The organism is Mycetohabitans sp. B8, from assembly GCF_021991875.1.
Classification (GTDB): domain Bacteria; phylum Pseudomonadota; class Gammaproteobacteria; order Burkholderiales; family Burkholderiaceae; genus Mycetohabitans.
In genome coordinates this window covers 1-18,740 of record NZ_JAHLKR010000017.1, presented here as the reverse complement: position 1 = coordinate 18,740, position 18,740 = coordinate 1, and the positions used below count along the sequence as shown (strand labels likewise).

The 18,740-nt window shown below is 63.0% G+C and carries 20 protein-coding genes and 1 pseudogene; 15 read left to right on the top strand and 6 right to left on the bottom strand.

Features of this window, described 5'->3' with window-relative positions:
* Positions 1-32 precede the first annotated feature (32 nt).
* A complete protein-coding gene (locus KQH60_RS08880; protein ID WP_237576123.1) occupies positions 33-605 on the bottom strand; it encodes a thiamine phosphate synthase in 573 nt (190 codons plus the stop codon).
* Positions 606-715: 110 nt separating this feature from the next.
* Between KQH60_RS08880 and KQH60_RS08875 the strand changes: the two are divergent.
* From KQH60_RS08875 to ftsB, 5 genes and pseudogenes are all read left to right on the top strand, one after another.
* Positions 716-991, top strand: a pseudogene (locus tag KQH60_RS08875) (alpha/beta hydrolase); the annotation flags it as partial.
* 50 nt (positions 992-1,041) lie between these two features.
* Positions 1,042-2,727 carry a CTP synthase gene (locus KQH60_RS08870; protein WP_237576122.1) on the top strand — a complete coding sequence of 562 codons (1,686 nt, stop codon included), beginning with the start codon at positions 1,042-1,044 and terminating at the stop codon, positions 2,725-2,727.
* 18 nt (positions 2,728-2,745) lie between these two features.
* Positions 2,746-3,600, top strand: a complete 855-nt coding sequence (kdsA, locus tag KQH60_RS08865) for a 3-deoxy-8-phosphooctulonate synthase (protein ID WP_237576121.1) — start codon at positions 2,746-2,748, stop codon at positions 3,598-3,600.
* A 244-nt stretch (positions 3,601-3,844) separates the two neighbouring features.
* Complete coding sequence (gene eno, locus KQH60_RS08860; RefSeq protein ID WP_237576120.1) at positions 3,845-5,128, top strand: phosphopyruvate hydratase; 1,284 nt, start codon at positions 3,845-3,847, stop codon at positions 5,126-5,128.
* A gap of 129 nt (positions 5,129-5,257) precedes the next feature.
* Positions 5,258-5,722, top strand: coding sequence for a cell division protein FtsB (gene ftsB, locus KQH60_RS08855; RefSeq protein ID WP_237576119.1), 465 nt, complete (start codon positions 5,258-5,260; stop codon positions 5,720-5,722).
* Between the two features lie 54 nt (positions 5,723-5,776).
* On the opposite strand, the gene KQH60_RS08850 is transcribed toward ftsB, so the two are convergent.
* From KQH60_RS08850 to KQH60_RS08840, 3 genes are all read right to left on the bottom strand, one after another.
* Positions 5,777-6,154 (bottom strand): hypothetical protein, encoded by a 378-nt coding sequence (locus KQH60_RS08850; protein WP_237576118.1) that lies wholly within the window; start codon positions 6,152-6,154, stop codon positions 5,777-5,779.
* An 83-nt stretch (positions 6,155-6,237) separates the two neighbouring features.
* Positions 6,238-7,191, bottom strand: a complete 954-nt coding sequence (hslO, locus tag KQH60_RS08845) for an Hsp33 family molecular chaperone HslO (protein ID WP_237576117.1) — start codon at positions 7,189-7,191, stop codon at positions 6,238-6,240.
* A gap of 66 nt (positions 7,192-7,257) precedes the next feature.
* Positions 7,258-7,782 (bottom strand): gamma carbonic anhydrase family protein, encoded by a 525-nt coding sequence (locus KQH60_RS08840; RefSeq protein WP_237576116.1) that lies wholly within the window; start codon positions 7,780-7,782, stop codon positions 7,258-7,260.
* 190 nt (positions 7,783-7,972) lie between these two features.
* On the opposite strand from KQH60_RS08840, the gene KQH60_RS08835 reads away from it, so the two are divergent.
* From KQH60_RS08835 to KQH60_RS08790, 10 genes are all read left to right on the top strand, one after another.
* A complete protein-coding gene (locus KQH60_RS08835; protein ID WP_237576115.1) occupies positions 7,973-8,800 on the top strand; it encodes a ferritin-like domain-containing protein in 828 nt (275 codons plus the stop codon).
* A 175-nt stretch (positions 8,801-8,975) separates the two neighbouring features.
* Positions 8,976-9,860, top strand: a complete 885-nt coding sequence (locus tag KQH60_RS08830; RefSeq protein WP_237576114.1) for an alpha/beta fold hydrolase — start codon at positions 8,976-8,978, stop codon at positions 9,858-9,860.
* Positions 9,861-9,948: 88 nt separating this feature from the next.
* A complete protein-coding gene (locus tag KQH60_RS08825; RefSeq protein ID WP_237576113.1) occupies positions 9,949-10,779 on the top strand; it encodes a 3',5'-nucleoside bisphosphate phosphatase in 831 nt (276 codons plus the stop codon).
* Between the two features lie 7 nt (positions 10,780-10,786).
* Positions 10,787-11,416 (top strand): L-threonylcarbamoyladenylate synthase, encoded by a 630-nt coding sequence (locus KQH60_RS08820; RefSeq protein ID WP_237576112.1) that lies wholly within the window; start codon positions 10,787-10,789, stop codon positions 11,414-11,416.
* A gap of 72 nt (positions 11,417-11,488) precedes the next feature.
* The gene (locus tag KQH60_RS08815) at positions 11,489-12,157 is read left to right on the top strand and encodes a site-2 protease family protein (protein ID WP_237576111.1); all 669 of its coding nucleotides are present in this window, start codon (positions 11,489-11,491) and stop codon (positions 12,155-12,157) included.
* Between the two features lie 52 nt (positions 12,158-12,209).
* Entirely contained in the window at positions 12,210-13,412 is a 1,203-nt protein-coding gene (locus KQH60_RS08810; protein WP_104077225.1) for a tryptophan--tRNA ligase, read from the top strand.
* The gene (locus KQH60_RS08805) at positions 13,412-14,032 is read left to right on the top strand and encodes a bifunctional 2-polyprenyl-6-hydroxyphenol methylase/3-demethylubiquinol 3-O-methyltransferase UbiG (RefSeq protein ID WP_237576110.1); all 621 of its coding nucleotides are present in this window, start codon (positions 13,412-13,414) and stop codon (positions 14,030-14,032) included. Before KQH60_RS08810 ends, KQH60_RS08805 begins: the two co-directional genes overlap by 1 nt.
* Before the next feature lie 23 nt (positions 14,033-14,055).
* A complete protein-coding gene (gene dapA / locus KQH60_RS08800; RefSeq protein WP_237576109.1) occupies positions 14,056-14,958 on the top strand; it encodes a 4-hydroxy-tetrahydrodipicolinate synthase in 903 nt (300 codons plus the stop codon).
* A gap of 64 nt (positions 14,959-15,022) precedes the next feature.
* A complete protein-coding gene (gene bamC / locus KQH60_RS08795) occupies positions 15,023-16,165 on the top strand; it encodes an outer membrane protein assembly factor BamC (RefSeq protein ID WP_237576108.1) in 1,143 nt (380 codons plus the stop codon).
* Between the two features lie 37 nt (positions 16,166-16,202).
* Positions 16,203-16,979 carry an MBL fold metallo-hydrolase gene (locus tag KQH60_RS08790; RefSeq protein ID WP_237576107.1) on the top strand — a complete coding sequence of 259 codons (777 nt, stop codon included), beginning with the start codon at positions 16,203-16,205 and terminating at the stop codon, positions 16,977-16,979.
* Positions 16,980-17,067: 88 nt separating this feature from the next.
* Here the strand turns inward: KQH60_RS08790 and KQH60_RS08785 are convergent, their stop codons facing one another.
* Together KQH60_RS08785 and KQH60_RS08780 are read right to left on the bottom strand one after the other, a co-directional pair.
* A complete protein-coding gene (locus tag KQH60_RS08785) occupies positions 17,068-17,328 on the bottom strand; it encodes a hypothetical protein (protein ID WP_237576207.1) in 261 nt (86 codons plus the stop codon).
* A 231-nt stretch (positions 17,329-17,559) separates the two neighbouring features.
* Complete coding sequence (locus tag KQH60_RS08780; protein WP_237576206.1) at positions 17,560-18,705, bottom strand: cupin domain-containing protein; 1,146 nt, start codon at positions 18,703-18,705, stop codon at positions 17,560-17,562.
* Positions 18,706-18,740 lie beyond the last annotated feature (35 nt).

Below are 18,740 nucleotides of genomic sequence, written 5' to 3'. Positions count from 1 at the left end.
CGTCGGTCGCCAAGGCTGCCAAAGGCACGCAATCAAGGCTTCCAAAAGCAGCGAATGCCTGCGATGCCGTATGCTCCGTGTCGTTCGGCATGAGGCAGTGTAGCCGTTGAGAGGCCGCCTAGTGCGTAGACGGGTAGCGTGGCCCGCGAGGCTAGCGCGAGAAAGCCATCCCATCCCAGTGGCTCGGTGTCGGGATGGCTGGCGGTTCGCAGCACGGGCGAGAGCGTGACGAAATCCGCGCCAATGGACTGAGCCTTGTCGAGTTCCGCCATCGTGTGGCACGACGCAGCCACCAGTTTTGTTGCCGGGAGTGGGCGTTCGTCGCACGCCATTAGGCTTTGGCTGTCCAGGTGCAGCCCATCGACGTTGCGCTGTGCACTACGCGGGGCGTGGGCGTTCAATAATAGAAACGCATGATGCTGCTGGCATAAGGCCATCGCTTTCTCGGCCAAACGCATGTAATGGATGGGATGCAACTTTTTTGAACGAAGCTGGACCAGTTCAATTCCTGAGTCCAACGTCCGCTTCAACTGTTCGAGAAATAGCGCCGGATGGTCGGCATCATAGGGGTCCGGCGTGATGAGATAGTGTTTGGGTAAGAGCATTTGGGCAAAAGCACCGAAGGCTGCGGGCTGTTTACGGTTTTTTCTCAGATTAGCAGAACTGGGCGGGCGCCAGAGTCGGGATTTTGACGCTTGGTCCCGGCGGTCCCTGTGCACTAACGTTTGACCGAGCGATTGAATAGCCGATCTACCGCACGCTGCCCTGTACCCTCGGCGCGCGCCTCGCGCATGGTGCGCCGAGGCCGATCGGATTCGCGGCCGGCACGCATTCCCGCGAGATGCGGCAGGCCGGGCTCGATGCGACACAGCACATCGTCGGTCCCCGTTTTGACTGGATCGACGGCTCGTATTGATTTCCCATGGAGCGTGCGCTCGATACCGCTCGCGCGATCCGGCGCCTGCTGCGTGATCTGAAGCGGAGCGCTTAGAAAAAGCCGGGCTTTCGAGTATAATCCGGCTTTCCCGCGAGCATCCAGCGATGACCCAATATGTATTTGTCACTGGCGGCGTAGTGTCCTCTTTGGGCAAGGGCATTGCCGCCGCCTCCCTCGCCGCGATCCTCGAGTCGCGCGGTCTTAAAGTCACTCTACTGAAGCTCGATCCCTACATCAACGTTGATCCTGGCACGATGAGCCCGTTTCAGCACGGTGAAGTGTTCGTGACCGAGGACGGCGCCGAGACGGATCTGGACTTGGGCCACTACGAGCGCTTCATCAGCACGAAGATGCGCCGCGCCAACAACTTCACGACGGGCCAGATCTACGAGTCGGTGATTCGCAAGGAGCGCCGCGGCGAGTACCTCGGCAAGACGGTCCAGGTCATTCCTCATATCACGAACGAGATCCAGGCGTTCATCGAGCGCGGCGCCGCGTCGGCGACATGCGGCGAGCCGGACGTGGCGATCGTCGAGATCGGTGGCACGGTTGGCGATATCGAATCGCTGCCGTTCCTAGAGGCAGCCCGCCAGATGAGCTTGCGGCTTGGGCGTCGCAGCGCGTGCTTCGTGCACCTGACGTTGGTGCCGTTCATCGCAACGGCCGGCGAACTGAAAACCAAGCCGACGCAGCACAGCGTGCAAAAGTTACGGGAAATCGGTATCTCGCCGCACGTGCTGCTGTGCCGCGCCGATCGCCGGATCCCGGATGACGAGCGCGCTAAGATCTCACTGTTTTCGAACGTGCCGCAGGATGCGGTGATCTCCGTGTGGGATGTGGATAGCATTTACAAGATCCCGCAGATGTTGCACGACCAGGGCCTGGACGAAATCATCTGCGACGAGTTGAAGCTCGCGCCGAATCCCGCCGATCTGACGCTGTGGGCGGACCTGGTGTACCGGCTCGAGCACCCGGAGCACGAGGTCACGATTGGCATGGTCGGCAAGTATGTCGAACTCACCGAATCGTACAAATCGTTGATCGAGGCACTGCGCCATGCGTCTTTGCATACGCTCACGCGTGTGAACATCGAGTACATCGACTCGGAGCAGATCGAGACGGAGGGCGTCGACAGCCTCGCCCACTTGGACGCGATCTTGGTGCCGGGCGGTTTCGGTCGGCGTGGCACGGAAGGCAAGATCAAGGCGATCCGCTACGCGCGCGAGGCAAAGGTGCCCTACCTAGGAATCTGCCTGGGCATGCAACTGGCGGTAATCGAGTTCGCGCGCCATGTCGCGAACCTGCAGCAGGCCGATAGCACCGAGTTCGATCCGTCAACGCCGAATCCGGTTGTCGCGCTGATCACCGAATGGTACGACCGTGATGGTACCGTTGAGAAACGCAGCGAATCGTCGGACCTAGGTGGCACGATGCGGCTGGGCGCACAACGCTGTCCGGTCAAGTCGGGTACGCGCGCCGAGCAGATTTACGGCAACGATGTCAACGAGCGGCATCGGCATCGCTACGAGGTCAACAATCATTTCGTACCGGCGCTCGAAGCTGGCGGGATGATCATCAGCGCGCGCACGCCGACCGAGGACCTGCCGGAGATGATGGAGTTGCGCGAGGACCTGCATCCGTGGTTCGTCGGCTGCCAGTTCCATCCCGAGTTCACGTCGACGCCGCGTGATGGTCATCCGCTGTTCAAAGCCTACGTGCAGGCCGCGCTTGCGCATCGCCAACAACGCGAGCATGCCGCGAAGGTGGCGGCCGCGCTGCGCGCCCATTAACGTGGGTCGGGAGCAAATATGAAACTATGCGATTTCGAGGTCGGCCTGGACAAGCCGTTCTTCCTGATCGCCGGCACCTGCGTAGTCGAGTCCGAGCAGATGGCGCTCGACACCGCTGGCCGGCTCAGCGAGATCTGCGGCGCGCTGCGTATCCCGTTCATTTACAAATCGTCGTACGATAAGGCCAACCGCAGTTCGGATAAATCGTTTCGCGGATTCGGCATCGACGAGGGCCTGCGTATCCTGGGTGAGGTGCGTCGCCAGATCGGCGTGCCGGTGTTGACCGACGTGCACACGGAGGATGAGATCGACGTGGTCGCATCGGTCGTCGATGTGCTACAGACGCCGGCATTTCTGTGCCGGCAGACCGATTTCATTCACGCGTGCGCTCGTTCGGGTAAGCCCGTCAATATCAAAAAAGGGCAATTTCTGGCGCCGCACGACATGAAGCATGTAATCGACAAGGCGCGTTCGGCAGCCAGCGAAGCCGGGCTGTCGGCGGATCGCTTCCTCGCTTGCGAGCGCGGCGCTTCGTTCGGCTACAACAATCTGGTCTCCGACATGCGTTCGCTCGCGATCATGCGCGAGACTGGCGCCCCGGTCGTGTTCGACGCGACTCATTCAGTGCAGTTGCCTGGCGGCCAAGGCACCCAGTCTGGCGGGCAGCGCGAGTTCGTGCCGGTGCTGGCGCGTGCCGCGGTTGCGGCCGGCGTGGCGGGATTGTTCATGGAGACGCATCCGAATCCCGCGCAGGCGAAGTCAGACGGCCCGAACGCGGTACCGTTGCAGCGGATGCATGCATTGCTGGAAACGCTGGTGACACTCGATCGCGCGGTGAAATCTACGCCGCTGCTCGAGAACGATTTCAGCTGAGCCACCCGCAGTGGGACAGGCCGGTGGCATTGTGAATGAACCTAGTCACGGTTTCGTGCGTCTGATCGGCAAGTCCGTACTGCCAGAACGCGGCGCGTGGCATGCTAGCGGTCGGCATCGGGCGGCGACGCCGACCGGCGCGCACCGCGGTTCCGATTGGACCTGACTGGCCCCGAACGGCGCAGACCGCGGCCTCGTTGACTCAGTGTAGTCGAAACCGATTCATCCATCCTTTGAGGACATCATGAGTGCTATCGTAGACATCATCGGGCGCGAGATTCTCGATTCGCGCGGCAATCCGACCGTTGAGTGTGACGTATTGCTTGAATCGGGCACGATGGGGCGCGCAGCGGTGCCGTCCGGTGCATCGACGGGGTCGCGTGAGGCGATCGAACTGCGCGACGGCGAAGCGGGCCGCTACAGCGGCAAAGGGGTGCTCAAGGCGGTCGAGCATGTGAACACCGAGATCTCCGAGGCTATCATGGGCTTGGACGCGTCCGAGCAGGCGTTCCTGGACAAGACGCTGCTGGAGTTGGACGGTACCGACAACAAGTCGCGGATCGGCGCGAACGCGATGCTCGCCGTATCGATGGCGGTCGCGAAGGCCGCTGCCGAGGAGGCCGGCTTGCCGCTGTACCGCTACTTCGGCGGTTCCGGTGCGATGCAATTGCCGGTGCCAATGATGAACATCGTCAATGGCGGGGCGCACGCGAATAACAGCCTGGATATTCAGGAATTCATGATCGTGCCGGCGAGCCAGCCGACCTTTCGCGAGGCGCTGCGCTGCGGCGCCGAGGTGTTCCATGCGTTGAAGAAGATTTTGTCGGACCGTGGCATGAGCACCGCAGTCGGTGATGAAGGCGGCTTTGCGCCGAACTTCGGCAGCAACGACGAATGTCTGTCGACAATTCTTCAGGCGATCGAGAAGGCTGGTTATCGCGCCGGCGAAGACGTGCTGCTCGCGCTGGACTGTGCGGCCAGCGAGTTCTACCACGACGGCAAATATCAATTGGCCGGCGAAGGCCTGCAGTTGTCGTCGTCCGAGTTCACCGACTATCTTGCGACGTTGGCCGACAAATTCCCGATCGTGTCAATCGAGGACGGCATGCATGAGAGCGACTGGAACGGCTGGAAGCTGTTGACTGATCGGCTTGGCAAGAAGGTCCAACTGGTCGGCGATGACCTGTTCGTGACCAATACGCGGATCTTGAAGGAAGGCATCGAGAAGGGCATCGCGAACTCGATCCTGATCAAGATTAACCAGATCGGGACGTTGACCGAGACGTTCGCGGCGATCGAGATGGCCAAGCGGGCCAGCTATACCGCCGTCGTGTCGCATCGCTCCGGCGAAACCGAGGATTCGACGATTGCCGACATTGCCGTCGGGCTGAACGCCGGCCAGATCAAGACCGGCTCGCTATCGCGTAGCGACCGGATCGCTAAGTACAATCAGCTGCTGCGCATCGAAGAGGATCTGGGGGATATCGCGAGCTACCCCGGACGCTCTGCGTTCTACAATTTGCGCTGATCCAACGTGCTGGACCGCGTGGCGACGCGGCCGGCGGCCCGATAAGGGCCTTGTGACACGCGTGGCCGCCGCTCCCGGACTCGGGGCGGCGGCTTTGTGCAACCCACGCCTGCCCGGCGGCAGCTCGTTATGCGGCTCGTTACCGTTGTCTTGATCGGATTGATCGTGCTGATCCAGTTTCCGTTGTGGTGGGGCCACGGCGGCTGGCTGCACGTGCACGAGCTGCAGCAGCAACTCGCAGCGCAACAGAAGAAAAACAATGACTTGAAGTTGCGCAATGAGCGGATCGCTGGCGAAGTGCAGGATCTGCAAGGCGGGACCGCCGCGGTCGAGGAGCGGGCGCGCTATGAGATGGGGATGATCAAGGACAGCGAGGTGTTCGTGCAGTTCGTGTCGCCGAACGCCTCGACCGTGTCCGCGACGGCCGCGCCGTCGAACATGTCCATGCGCGGCCAGGTGTCAGCCCAACCGATGCGCGTGGTGCCGAATCCTGAGCCGCGCATGCCGAAGGCGAAGGCCAGCCGGGCCGCGAAGGGCTCGGCCGTGCGACGCGGTGACAATCAGGAACCGGCAGTGATCGGGAACCGACGGTAACGCCGGGCATCGCTTGCGCGCTGGCACCGGTCGCGGCAGGACCGGTCAGCAGTATCACCAGCCTGGAGAGTACCCCGGATAGCCCCATCCGCTGCCGACACCCCAGCCGGGTCCCCAGCGTCCGCTGTAGTACTGACCATACACCGGCGTGACCGCGTACGGATACCGGGACCACGCGCGCGCGAGCGCGTCAGCCTGCATGGCCGCGTCCTGCTCACGCAACACCTGGCGACCCATTTCGTCATAGCGCCGTTTTTCTGCGGGGGTCAACGGCGTCGGTGCGTTGCGGGACGACTCCGGCAACTGGCTCAGCACGGTCTGTGGAGTGGGTGGGTAACTGACGGCGCAGCCGCCGAGCAGCAGCGCCGACGCCGTCACGGCGGCGCGAGCGCCAAACGCCGCCACGGTGGCGCGAAGGGAATATTTGTTCATGTCGATCTCCGTCGTCGGTGTCATACTGTGCTCGCCGTGCGCGATGGCTCGCGCCGGCCGCTTTTCCCGCGCCGATCCGCCATTCAATGCCGCTGTTGGCTCGGTGCGGCCGCGACGTTCAATGAGAGTTGATTGCCGTGGAAAAGTTGCGTGGCGTCGACCGCGTCGAATTCATAGCGCTGGTTGCAGAACTCGCAATGCACTTGCACATGGCCTTGCTCGACCAGGATGCTGTCGATCTCGTCACGTCCGAGCATTTGCAGCATCCCGCCGACCTTGTCGCGTGAGCAGGTGCAGGCGAAACGCGTGGGGGCGGGGTCGAAGCGGCTGACGTTCTCTTGCCAGAACAATCGCCGCATCAGCGTATCCGGGTCGGCTGCGAGCATCTCGTCGGCCTTCAGCGTCGAGCCGAGGTGGCAGACCCGGTCCCACGTGTCGGCGTCGGTCTGCACCGCGCGCGGCACGATCCCGCCGTCGCCGGGCAATTTCTGCAACAGCATACCGACCGCGCGCCGTTCGTCGGCCGCCAGCCACAACCGCGTGCCGAGTTGCTCCGAGTGGTGCATATAGTGCTCGAGCACCTGCGCGATGCTGTCCAGCGGGCCATCATGCGCGTTGGTCAACGGCACGATGCCCTGGTACGGCTGCTGGCCGGTAAGCTTTTCGTGTGGATCCAGCGTGATGATGCAGCGCCCACGACCGTTTGCGTTGACCAACTCGGTCAGCGACGCGGTGTCGCTCAATGTGTCACACTCGCTGCCAAGCTTGGCCGTCGCTCGCATCGACAAATCTGAGCGGCACTGGACAACCAGCATCTTGACCGGCCCGTCGCCCAGGATCTGCATGACCAGCGTGCCATCGAACTTGATGTTGGCCGACAGCAGCGCAGCGGCGGCCATCATTTCGCCAAGTAACGTGCGCACCGGCGCCGGATAGTCACGGCGCACCAGGACTTCCTGCCACGTCTTCTCCAGCGTGACGAGTTCGCCACGCACCGGCGCGGCTTCGAACATGAATTTTTGCAACTGGTCTGTCACAACTGACTTCCTCGACTACGACAAATGGATTGCGGCGCGGCGCCGGGCTGGTCCCGGCGGTCCGGATCAGCCGATGCGCACCAGGTTCTCCTTGAACAGTTGGCGCCGCTCGATGTAACTGCGTGCGTTCCTTTGCAAGCCCTGGATCTCGTCATCGCTGAGCTGGCGCACCACGCGCGCCGGCGCTCCGAGGATTAGTGAATTGTCAGGAAACGTCTTGCCCTCGGTGACCACCGCGCCGGCGCCTACTAGGCAATGGCGGCCGATCACCGCGCCGTTCATTACCACGGCCTGGATGCCGATCAACGTGTTGTCATGGACCGTGCATCCGTGCAACATCGCCTGGTGCCCAATCGATACGTTTGTGCCGATGGTCAGCGCAAAGCCCGGATCCGTATGCATCACCGCGCCGTCCTGCACGTTGCTGCCGGCGCCGATCGTCAACGGCTCGTTGTCACCGCGCAGCACCGCCGAGAACCACACACTGGTGTTTTCGGCGAGCACGACCAGGCCGATCACCGTTGCAGTGTCAGCGACGAATGCGGATTCATGGATCGTTGGCGCGTCCTCGCCGAGCTTGTAGATCGCCACACTGCCTCCTTGTCGAAATCCAGCCTAGCCGGCCAGAGAGTCCGTGACGCGCGAGCGCGCCGGTAAAATGCATGCCACGGGACATTGCCCAAAACGATATTGTACCGGCGCGTCAGCGGCGGTGTCTGGGCTGCGCGCGGCCCGTTACCGCGGTGCCGCCCGAGCGCCGCCAGCATAAGGAAGCATCAACATGGTCGAGTCGCTCGTTCAATTGTGTTTACGGCAGCGCGCACTGGAGGCACTCCTACTCATCGATCCGAGACGCAAGGTCGATGCGGTGACCGCGCTCGGCGCGCATTGGCGCTCGGGCGGCGTCGTCATCGATGCGAACCGGGCGCTTGGCGAGCCGCCGGGCGTGCCGGGGCGCCCGGCGCGTCCGCGGCGCGTCGCGCCCGAGCGCCTGGAGCGGCGCAGCATGCATACGGAGCAGGGTCGGGCGGCGCTGCTGCACGCGCTGGCGCATATCGAGTTCAATGCGATCAATCTCGCACTCGATGCGATCTGGCGGTTTCCGGCGTTGCCCGACGCGTTCTATCACGATTGGCTAACCGTGGCCGAAGAGGAAGCGTATCACTTCACGCTGTTGTCCGATCATTTGGGCACGCTCGGGTATGCGTACGGGGACTTTCCGGCGCACGACGGGCTGTGGGAGATGGCTGAGCGCACGCGTGCGGACGTGCTCGCGCGTATCGCGTTGGTGCCGCGCACGCTGGAGGCACGCGGACTCGATGCATCGCCGCCGATTCGCCGCAAGCTCGAGCAGGCCGGCGACCTTGCCGCCGCGCGCATCCTCGACGTGATTCTGCGCGACGAGATTGGGCATGTGCGGATCGGCAACTTTTGGTTCCGGTGGTTGTGCGAGCGCGCCGGCATTGCGCCGCTGCCCACCTACGCTCGGCTTGCGCGCGAGTATCGCGCGCCGCGGCTGAAGGGCCCGTTCAACGTCGATGCGCGTCGTGCGGCGGGCTTTGACGACGCGGAGCTTGCCGCGCTGAACCATCCGGACGCGCTTGGGTGACATGGGCCGATTCGGCGCGACGACCCAATCCGACGCGACGCGACGAGCCGAGCCGAGCCGAGCCGACGCGTGACGCAGCGGGACAGCGTGACGCCACGTGAGTCAGCATCTCGATGCGCCGCAGTATAGGCGTCGCTATAATCGAACGATCATTCGTTTTTAGGGGTGTGGTCAGATGAATGCTTCAACCTCCGAGTTCTTCACGGTGCGCGGTGTGACGCTGCACATGCGTTGCTGGGGCCCGGATGATGCGCCGGTGTTGTTCATGCTGCACGGCTGGATGGACGTATCGGCATCGTTCCAGTTTGTCGTCGATGCGCTAGGCGGGAACTGGCGCGTGATCGCGCCCGACGCACGGGGATTCGGATTGTCGGACTGGCCTGTACAGCAACACGGCGGTGGACATTATTGGTTCCATGACTATCTGGCGGATCTTGATGCGTTGCTGGATCGGTACGCCCCTGGGAGGCCGGTGAACCTGGTCGGCCATAGCATGGGGGCGAATCTGGCTTGTCTGTACGCCGGTGTGCGACCGCACCGGGTGCGTCGCGTCGTGGACCTGGAGGGGTTCGGCCTACCGGCGTCCAATCCCGCCCATGCCGGCGCGCGTATCGAGCACTGGCTCGATGACTTGCGCCAGCCGCCCACGCTGAAGACCTATGCGTCATTGGACGAGGTAGCGGCACGGCTGACCCAGACTAACCCGCGCCTGGCGCCGTCGCGTGCCGCGTTCCTGGCGGCACACTGGTCGCGTCAGCGCGCGGACGGGCGCTTCGAGTTGCTGGCGGATCCTGCACACAAGCTGCGCGGGCCGTTGCCGTATCGCCTCGACGAGGTGATGGCGGTGTGGGCGCGCGTGAGCGCGAAGGTGTTGCATGTCGAGGCGGTCGATTCGCCGACATTACACGCGCTGGCCGGCGATGTGCCGATTCCGGCGTTCAAGGCGCGGTTCCGGGCGTTCACGCACTGGCGACAGGAGACTATCTCCAACGCGGGCCATATGCTGCATCATGACCAGCCGGAGCAGGTGGCAGCGTTGATCGACGCGTTTTGCGCCTGATCTGTCACGGCGCTGCACCATGGCGCGCGGTGGCGCGGACCGCTGCGCCGCGCTTGCAGTAGAATGGTCGGACCTGCCGTGAACGACCATGAATGCTGATCTCCATTGCCACTCGACCCTTTCTGACGGACGTCTGTCGCCCGCCGATGTTGCGCGCCGCGCGGCTAACGGCGGCGTGCAGTTGTGGGCGCTGACCGACCACGACGAGGTGCGCGGCATCGCGCAGGCGCGCGCGGCCGCAGCGGCGCTGCAGATGCGCTATGTGACCGGTGTCGAGATTTCGGTGACGTGGGCGTCGCGTACCATCCACGTGGTGGGGCTGGGCATTGATGAAGGCCACCACGCGCTGGTCGATGGGCTGGCGGCGACGCGCAGCGGCCGGCAGACAAGGGCGGTCGAGATCGGCCGGCGGCTCGCCGAGGTCGGCATCGATCATGCGTACGAAGGCGCGCTGCGCTATGTATCGAATCCGGACTTGATCTCGCGCACGCACTTTGCGCGCTTTCTCGTCGACGCGGGCTATGCGGTGTCCACCGCCGACGTGTTCGCCCGTTACCTTGTGGAGAGCAAGCCGGGGTATGTGCCACACCGCTGGGCCCTGCTTGAGGATGCAATGGGATGGATTCTCGGCGCAGGCGGCGTGGCGGTGCTCGCGCATCCGGGGCGCTACCAGTACACACCGTTGGAATTCGACACGTTGCTCTCGACATTCAAGCAACTCGGCGGCGAGGCGATCGAGGTGGTGACCGGCAGCCATACGCCGGATCAGTACCGCGAATATGCGCAAGTGGCGCGGCGCTTCGGCTTGCAGGCCTCGCGCGGTTCCGATTTCCATGCGCCTGGCGACGGCGTAACCGAGCTCGGCAGCCTGCCGCCCTTGCCGTCGGATCTGACGCCGGTGTGGACCCGCTGGCTCTGACCGATCGATGTCCCAATACTTCCGCATTCACCCGGACAACCCGCAACCGAGACTGATCAAACAGGCCGCGCAGCTCATCGACGGCGGCGGCGTTGTCGCGTTGCCGACCGATTCGAGCTATGCGCTTGCTTGCCATCTTGACGACAAGGCTGCCGTCGAGCGGTTGCGACGCATCCGCGGCCTTGACGAGCGCCGGCATTTGTCGCTGATGGTACGCGACCTGTCTGAATTGGCGACGTTCGCGATGGTAGACAACCGGCAGTATCGGCTGATCAAATCCGTCACGCCGGGCCCCTATGTGTTCATCTTGCAGGCGACTAAGGAAGTGCCGCGGCGCCTGTCGCATCCGTCGCGTAAGACCATTGGGCTGCGCGTGCCGGATCACGCGATCACACTTGCGCTGCTCGAGGTGCTTGGGCAACCCGTGATCGCATCGACGTTGATCTTGCCCGGCAGCGATGAGCCGCTGAACGAGCCCGAAGCGATCCGCACGCGGCTGGAAAAACAACTCGATCTTGTGATCGACGGGGGCGCGTGCGCGGCCGAGCCGTCAACCGTGATCGATTTGAGCGGGGACGAGCCCGTGCTCGTGCGGGCCGGCCGCGGCCCGTTGGAGACCTTCGGGCTCGCGCCGTGAGCGTCGGCCGGCGCAGCGTGGGGCGCGTCGCGTGCGCGCAGCTGGCTATCGGTGCCTTGTTACAATAGCGCGATGGACTCTTTCGTACAGACAATCTTAGTTAGCGCGTTGCCGCTGCTCTTCGCGATCACGTTGCATGAAGCGGCGCATGGCATCGTCGCCCGCCGCTTCGGTGACAATACCGCGTACCTAATGGGGCGTATCTCGCTCAATCCGATGCGTCACATCGATCCGATGGGCACGATCTTGATCCCGCTGATGATGTTGTTTGCGACCAGCGGTGCATTCATCTTCGGCTATGCGAAACCGGTGCCAGTTGATTTTGGCCGCTTGCGTAATCCTCGCTGGGACAGCCTCTGGGTTGCGCTCGCGGGGCCCGCGTGCAACCTGTTACAAGCGCTCGCGTGGGCCTGTATTGCGATCGGACTGCGCGGCCTCGGCGTCGAGGAGCCATTTTTTGTGCGCATGGCGTCGGCCGGTGTCGCGGTGAACCTGGTGCTATGCGCACTGAACCTGTTTCCGCTGTTGCCGCTCGATGGGGGCCGCGTGCTCGCCGCGCTGTTGCCGGTGCGCGCCGCGTACCGCTTCGCGAAGATTGAGCCTTACGGCTTTTTCATCGTGATGGCGCTGGTGATGACGCGCGTGCTCGATACATTGTGGCTGCGTCCGCTGGTGAACGTAGGCTACGACGTGGTGTTCGGCCTATTGCGTCCGATCGTTTCTTTGTTCAGCCACGTCTGAGCGGGCATTGGCCAGACTCCGACGATTTCCTCACATTCGACCTCTCGATACCATGTTCCCCGACCGTATCTTCTCCGGCATGCGTCCGACCGGCTCACTGCACCTTGGCCATTACCATGGTGTGCTGAAGAACTGGATCAAGCTGCAATCCGAGTATCCGTGCTTTTTCTGCGTGGTCGACCTGCATGCGCTGACGACGCACTATGAAACACCGGATGTGATTGAGAACAATGTGTGGGAAGTGCTGATCGATTGGCTTGCGTCCGGTATTGACCCGGCGCAGGCCACGCTGTTCATCCAGAGCCGCGTGCAGGAGCACGCGGAGTTGTCGCTGCTGCTGGGCATGAGCACGCCGCTTGGCTGGCTCGAGCGGGTGCCGACCTACAAGGAGCAGATTGAGAAGCTGCGCGACAAGGATCTGGGCACGTACGGCTTTCTTGGCTATCCGGTGCTGATGGCCGCGGACATCCTGCTGTACCGCGCGTCGCTAGTGCCGGTGGGCGAGGACCAGGTGCCGCACGTGGAAATGACGCGCGAGATCGCACGCCGCTTCAACTACCTGTATGGGCGCGAGCCGGGCTTTGAGGATAAGGCCAATGAGGCAGCGCGCAAACTCGGCGGCAAGCGCTCCAAGCTGTACCACGAATTGCGCAATGCTTATCAGCAGGAGGGCGACGAAGAGGCGCTGGAGCAGGCGCGCGCGCTGCTGCAGGAGTCGCAAAGCCTGTCGATGAGTGACCGTGAGCGGCTGTTTGGCTATCTCGAAGGCTCGCGCAAGATCATTCTGGTCGAGCCGCAGGTACTGCTGACCGAGGCATCGCGGATGCCGGGGCTTGATGGGCAGAAGATGTCCAAGTCGTACGGCAATACAATCAGGCTGCGTGAAGACAAGGTGTCGATCGAGAAAAAGGTCCGCACGATGCCGACTGACCCGGCGCGCGTGCGCCGCAGTGATCCGGGCGATCCGGACAAATGCCCGGTATGGCAGTTGCACCAAGTCTATACGGATCAACCGACGCACGAATGGGTGCAGCGCGGTTGCCGCAGCGCCGGGATCGGCTGCTTGGAGTGCAAGCAGCCGGTGATCGACGGCATCCTGCGCGAGCAGCAGCCGATGCTCGAGCGGGCACAGAAGTATATGGACGATCCGTCGCTGCTGCGCGCGATCGTCGCGGACGGCTGCGACAAGGCGCGCAAATTGGCTCATGAGACGATGCGCGACGTGCGCGAGGCCATGGGGCTGTCGTACAGCTGATGGCGATCCCCGCTGCCTCCGAGTGGGTCCGCCGATGGACCCATCTGGTGCCACGCGATGGCACTGTGCTTGACGTGGCGTGCGGCAGCGGCCGGCATGTGCGCTGGTTTGCCCAGCGCGGCCATCCGGTCGTCGCGCTGGATCGCGATGCGCAGGCGTTGGCCGCGTTGGCCGAATTGCTGACGGTGCGCATCGTGCATGCCGATCTAGAGCCGGGTGAGGGTAGCGCAGCATGGCCCTTCGAGGCGCACCAGCGCTTCGCGGCTGTCGTCGTCACGCAGTATCTGCACCGGCCGCTGTTCGATGACTTGACCGAAGCGCTGGCGCCGGGCGGCGTGCTGCTGTACGAAACGTTTGCGCAGGGCCACGAAACGCTGGGGCGGCCCTCGAATCCGCGCTTCCTGTTACGCTCGGGCGAGCTGCTGGAGGTGGCGCGACACGCCGCGTTGCGCGTCGTTGCGTTTGAGGACGGCTTTGTTGCCGGACCTAAGCCCGCGTTCGTGCAGCGACTGTGCGCCGTTCGAGAAAGCCGCGGTGACATGCACGGCGGTAAAATGGGGTCGTATGAAGGGCCAGCGAGATACGATTTGCCTGGCCAATCCGCTACAATCTCAGTTTAACGATTGATTTTTCAGACAGTTTCATGAGCCAAGCAATGCAAGCCACATCGATTGGCGGCAGCATCCCGGCAATTGTCACGCCGATGCTGGAGGACGGGGCGCTGGATCTTCCGGCGCTGCGCGCGCTGATCGACTGGCATGTCGAGGAAGGCAGCGATGCACTGGTCGTGGTCGGCACGAGCGGCGAGTCGGCGACGGTATCGGTCGAAGAGCATGTATTGCTGGTCAAGACAGCGGTCGAGCATGCAGCGCGCCGCATCCCGATTATCGCCGGCGCGGGTGGCAACTCAACGGCCGAAGCGATCGAGTTGACTCGGGTGGCCAAGGAGGTCGGCGCCGACGCATCGCTGCAGGTCGTGCCGTACTACAATAAGCCGACGCAGGAAGGAATGTACCGGCATTTTAGAGCGATCGCCGAAGCGGTCGATCTGCCGGTATTCCTGTACAACGTGCCGGGCCGTACTGTCGCTGACATGAGCAACGAGACGATTCTGCGGCTCGCTCAGGTGCCAGGCATTGCGGGCGTGAAGGATGCGACCGGCAATATCGATCGCGCGGCGCATCTTATCAAGACAGCACCAGCCGATTTCTCGATTTTCAGCGGCGACGATCCGACCGCGATCGCGTTGATGTTGCTGGGCGGACACGGCAATATCTCGGTCACGGCCAACGTGGCGCCGCGCGCGATGAGTGAGCTGTGCCGCGCCGCGATCGCCGGTGATGCGAAGACCGCGCGGGCAATCCACCTGAAGCTGTTGTCGTTGCACAAGCACTTGTTCGCCGAGTCGAATCCGATTCCGGTCAAATGGGCATTGCAGCAGATGGGCAAAATTCGCGGTGGTATCCGCCTGCCGCTGACACCGCTGGCCGATCAATATCATGAAACAGTACGCGCCGCGTTGCGCGAAGCGGGGCTGGTCGGTTGACCGCGCGTTGCCGGGGCGGTTGCAGGGCCGGGCCAGCAGTATCATTCGCATCACGAAGGATTTCATGAAACGTTTCGATTTCTCCGCGCGCGGGTTGCGCGTGACGGTATGGGCGATTGCTGTGTTGTCGCTGGCAGGTTGCGACACGCTCAATGACGTACTTGCTCCGGATCGCGTCGACTACCAGAACGCGACTTCCGCGCCGCGGCTCGAGGTGCCTGCGGATCTGAAGGCTGCGCCGCTGGACCAGCGTTATGTCGCTCCGTCCACGACCGCGGGCTTGGGCGGGCAACCGACGCGGGCCACGACGCCGGCCGGCAATGCGACCGAGGGCGTGCCCACCGCGCAGGACCCCTATGGGATGCACGTGGAGCAAGATGGCACGCGCCGCTGGCTAGTGATCAACGGGCGCACGCCAAACGAATTGTGGCCGCAGCTCAAGGCGTTCTGGGAGCAGAACGGCTTCGCGCTGAAGACGGATTCGCCGGCAACGGGGATCATCGAGACGGACTGGGCCGAGAACCGCGCGAAGATCCCGAGCGACGGGTTCCGCAACTCGGTGGGCAAGCTGTTGGACTTCGTGTACTCGTCGGGCACGCGCGATCGCTTCCGCATGCTGGTTGAGCGCAATGCGAACAGCAACGCCACCGTGATCACGATATCGCACACCGCGATGGAGGAAGTGCTGACCGGGCGGGACAAGGCGTCGTCGCGCTGGGTCGAGCGGCCGCGTGATCCGAAGCTGGAGGCGGCGATCTATGCGCGACTCATGCAGCAGTTTGGGCTGACTGACAAGCAAGCCCAGCAGTTGATCGACGGCGCGCGGCACGCCGGCCCGAAGGTGGAGGTGGCGCTCGGCAGCGCAGGCGCATCGACGCTCGACTTGGCCGAGTCATTCGAGCGCGCGTGGTTGCGCGTCGGCCTGGCGCTCGATCGCACGGACTTTGCCGTTGACAACCGCGATCGTGAACGCGGTATCTATTACGTCCGTTTCAATGATCCTGTACAGGAAATCAAGCGGGAGGGTTGGCTGGGTAAGTTAATCTATGGCAGCAAGCCGAATGTCATCGGCAACGAGTATCGGGTCAACGTGCGCCCGAGGGGCGACGGCGCCACGCAGGTCGCAGTGATCGACGCGAGCGGCCAACTTGATACGTCCAGCAATGCGCAGCGGCTGATGGCGGCCTTGCATCAGCAACTGAATTGAGCCCGTCCGGATTACAACCTGCTGATCGCGTGATGCCGTGCGTTTTGCAAGCCTAGGTAGCGGCAGCGACGGCAACTCGCTGCTCGTTGAGGCGCAAGACGGCACCACGACGACCCGCGTGCTGCTCGATTGCGGGTTTTCCGCGCGCGAACTCGAGCGGCGGCTCGCCCGCTTGGATGTCACGCTTGATGCGTTGCACGCGATTGTGATCACGCATGAGCACGCCGACCATATCGGCAGCGCGCTGACCGTTGCCCGGCGGGCTTCGATTCCGCTCTACATGAGTTGGGGCACGGCGCTGGCGGTCGGCGCAGACGATGCTAAGGGCGTCGAATGGCGGGTGTTGTGGGGCGGGGAGCCTGTTGGCATCGGTGACCTGGAATTGCTGCCGTACACCGTGCCACATGACGCGCGCGAGCCGCTGCAATTCGTGTTCGGCGATGGCCAGCACCGCGTTGGCGTGCTGACTGACGTGGGCACGTCGACGCCCCATATTATCCAGATGCTAAACGGCTGCGACGGCTTGGTACTGGAATGTAATCACGATGTGCGCATGCTCGCGCAAAGCCGCTATCCGCCCTCGCTGAAGGCCCGGATCGGCGGCATGCACGGACACTTGAACAATGACGAGGCGGCGACGATCCTGGCGGCGATTGACCGCTCAAAGCTGCGCTGCATTATCGCGGCCCACCTGTCGCAGCAGAACAATCTACCCGAGCTTGCGCGTAATGCGTTGGCGACGGTCCTCAGCGCATCCTCGGCTGATGTGATCGTCGCGACACAAGAGGATGGATTCGGCTGGCAAACGCTTTGAGTGCGGCGCGTGTACCGCTGTCGTGCGGCGATGTGGCGTCAAGACAAAAAAAACCGGCCCGCAGGCCGGTTTTTTTCGCTGACGGCGATTACTGGCTTGCGCCCGAAGCCGCGGCGGCAGCCGAAGCAGCGTCGCTCGCAGCAGCGGCAGCGCTCAAAGCAGCGTCGCTGGCCGCAGCCGCGGCGCTCGAAGCGGCAACTGCCGCGTCCGAAGCAGCCGAAGCAGCAGCCGGAGCCGATGCGGCAGCAGCGTCGCTCGCAGCAGTCGGAGCTGTGCTTTCGTCCTTCTTGCCGCAAGCCGCCAGAGCCATCACTGCCAACAGAGATGCTACGAGGAGGGATTTCTTCATGATCACGTCCTTTTATGGTTACAGGTAAGCAACAGCGCGAATAATACCGGTATTGTGTGCTTCAACACTCACCTATGGCCGCTGGTGAGTCGCATGCTCATCGCATTCCTTTCACCTACGGCTTGGGCAGGAATTATAGGCACTTTCATATCGACCGTCGATAAATCCGGGGCCGGTTCGTTGTCTTTTACAGACAAAATTTCACATCACGGGATACCGAACGCCAGCCGCCTACGGCTCGCCAATCCGTATCCAGCCCGCACAATACCATTCGTACAACAGCTGTGTCATGGACGAATGGTGAGAGAGTGTTACAAATTTTTTCCCTGTAAGCACTCGCTGATCGGCTAATGTGGTAATGGCTTTGCGCAAACTTCGTACCAGCGTCGCTGATTCCCCATTCAAGTAATAGCGCGTGTCGTCATAGAGCAAAATCGTTTTCGGATCGAGTTCGATGCCGTTTTCAGCGATGCGCGAAACAAACGCATGACGTGAAAATGCGCGTGCGGGTGGATCGAAAAAAACACTCGACTTGGGTTCGCTTAGGTAGCTGCCGACAAATTCCGCGATGTCCGCACGCGACCAACGCATCCGCTCGACCAGTTCCACGACGTGGTCGACCAGCGCGGGGGGCAGCGCGGCCGGATGCTCGCTCACGGGCGGCTGATTCGGGTCCGCGTAGCGGCGTGATGCGCCACGGGCCTGCGCCGCGCGCTCAGCGGCATGATACAGGAATTGCCCGGACAGCTCGCCGTCAAGTGGCGCGCGAAAGCCGATTGAACAGGTCATGCACTCGCCCAGCGCGATGCCATCGTGCGCAATGTGCGGCGGCAGATAAAGCATGTCACCCGGCTCAAGGATCCAGTCCTCGCTGGGCTCAAAATGCTGCAGCACTTTGAGCGGCAAGTCCGGACGCAGCGAAAGGTCGCGCTGCGCGCCGACACGCCAGCGGCGCCGGCCGTGCAACTGAAGCAGGAATACGTCGTACGAGTCGAAATGCGGTCCTACGCCGCCGCCATCGGTCGCATACGAAATCATCACATCATCCAGCCGCGCATCTGGCAGGAAGCGGAACTGGCTCATCAGCGCGTGCGCGGCCGGCACGTGCAGGTTCACGCCTTGTACGAGCAGCGTCCATCGACGCTGACGCGTGGCCGGCAAGCGTTCAAATGGCCCGTGCTCGAGTTGCCAGCGCACCTCGCCGCGCACCGTGCGCTGCCGGATCACGCGTGACTCGACATCGTCACGTTGTACGAGGTCAAATAGGCACTGTCGGGTGACCGGGGAATGGATGTCGAGCAGCGCTTGTCGAATCAGCAATGGCTTTTTCTGCCAGTAGCGGCGCATGAACTGCGCCGGCGTCAGGCCACCGAGCAGTGGGGTCGGTACGTCGGGGTGGGGTGGGGCGACGA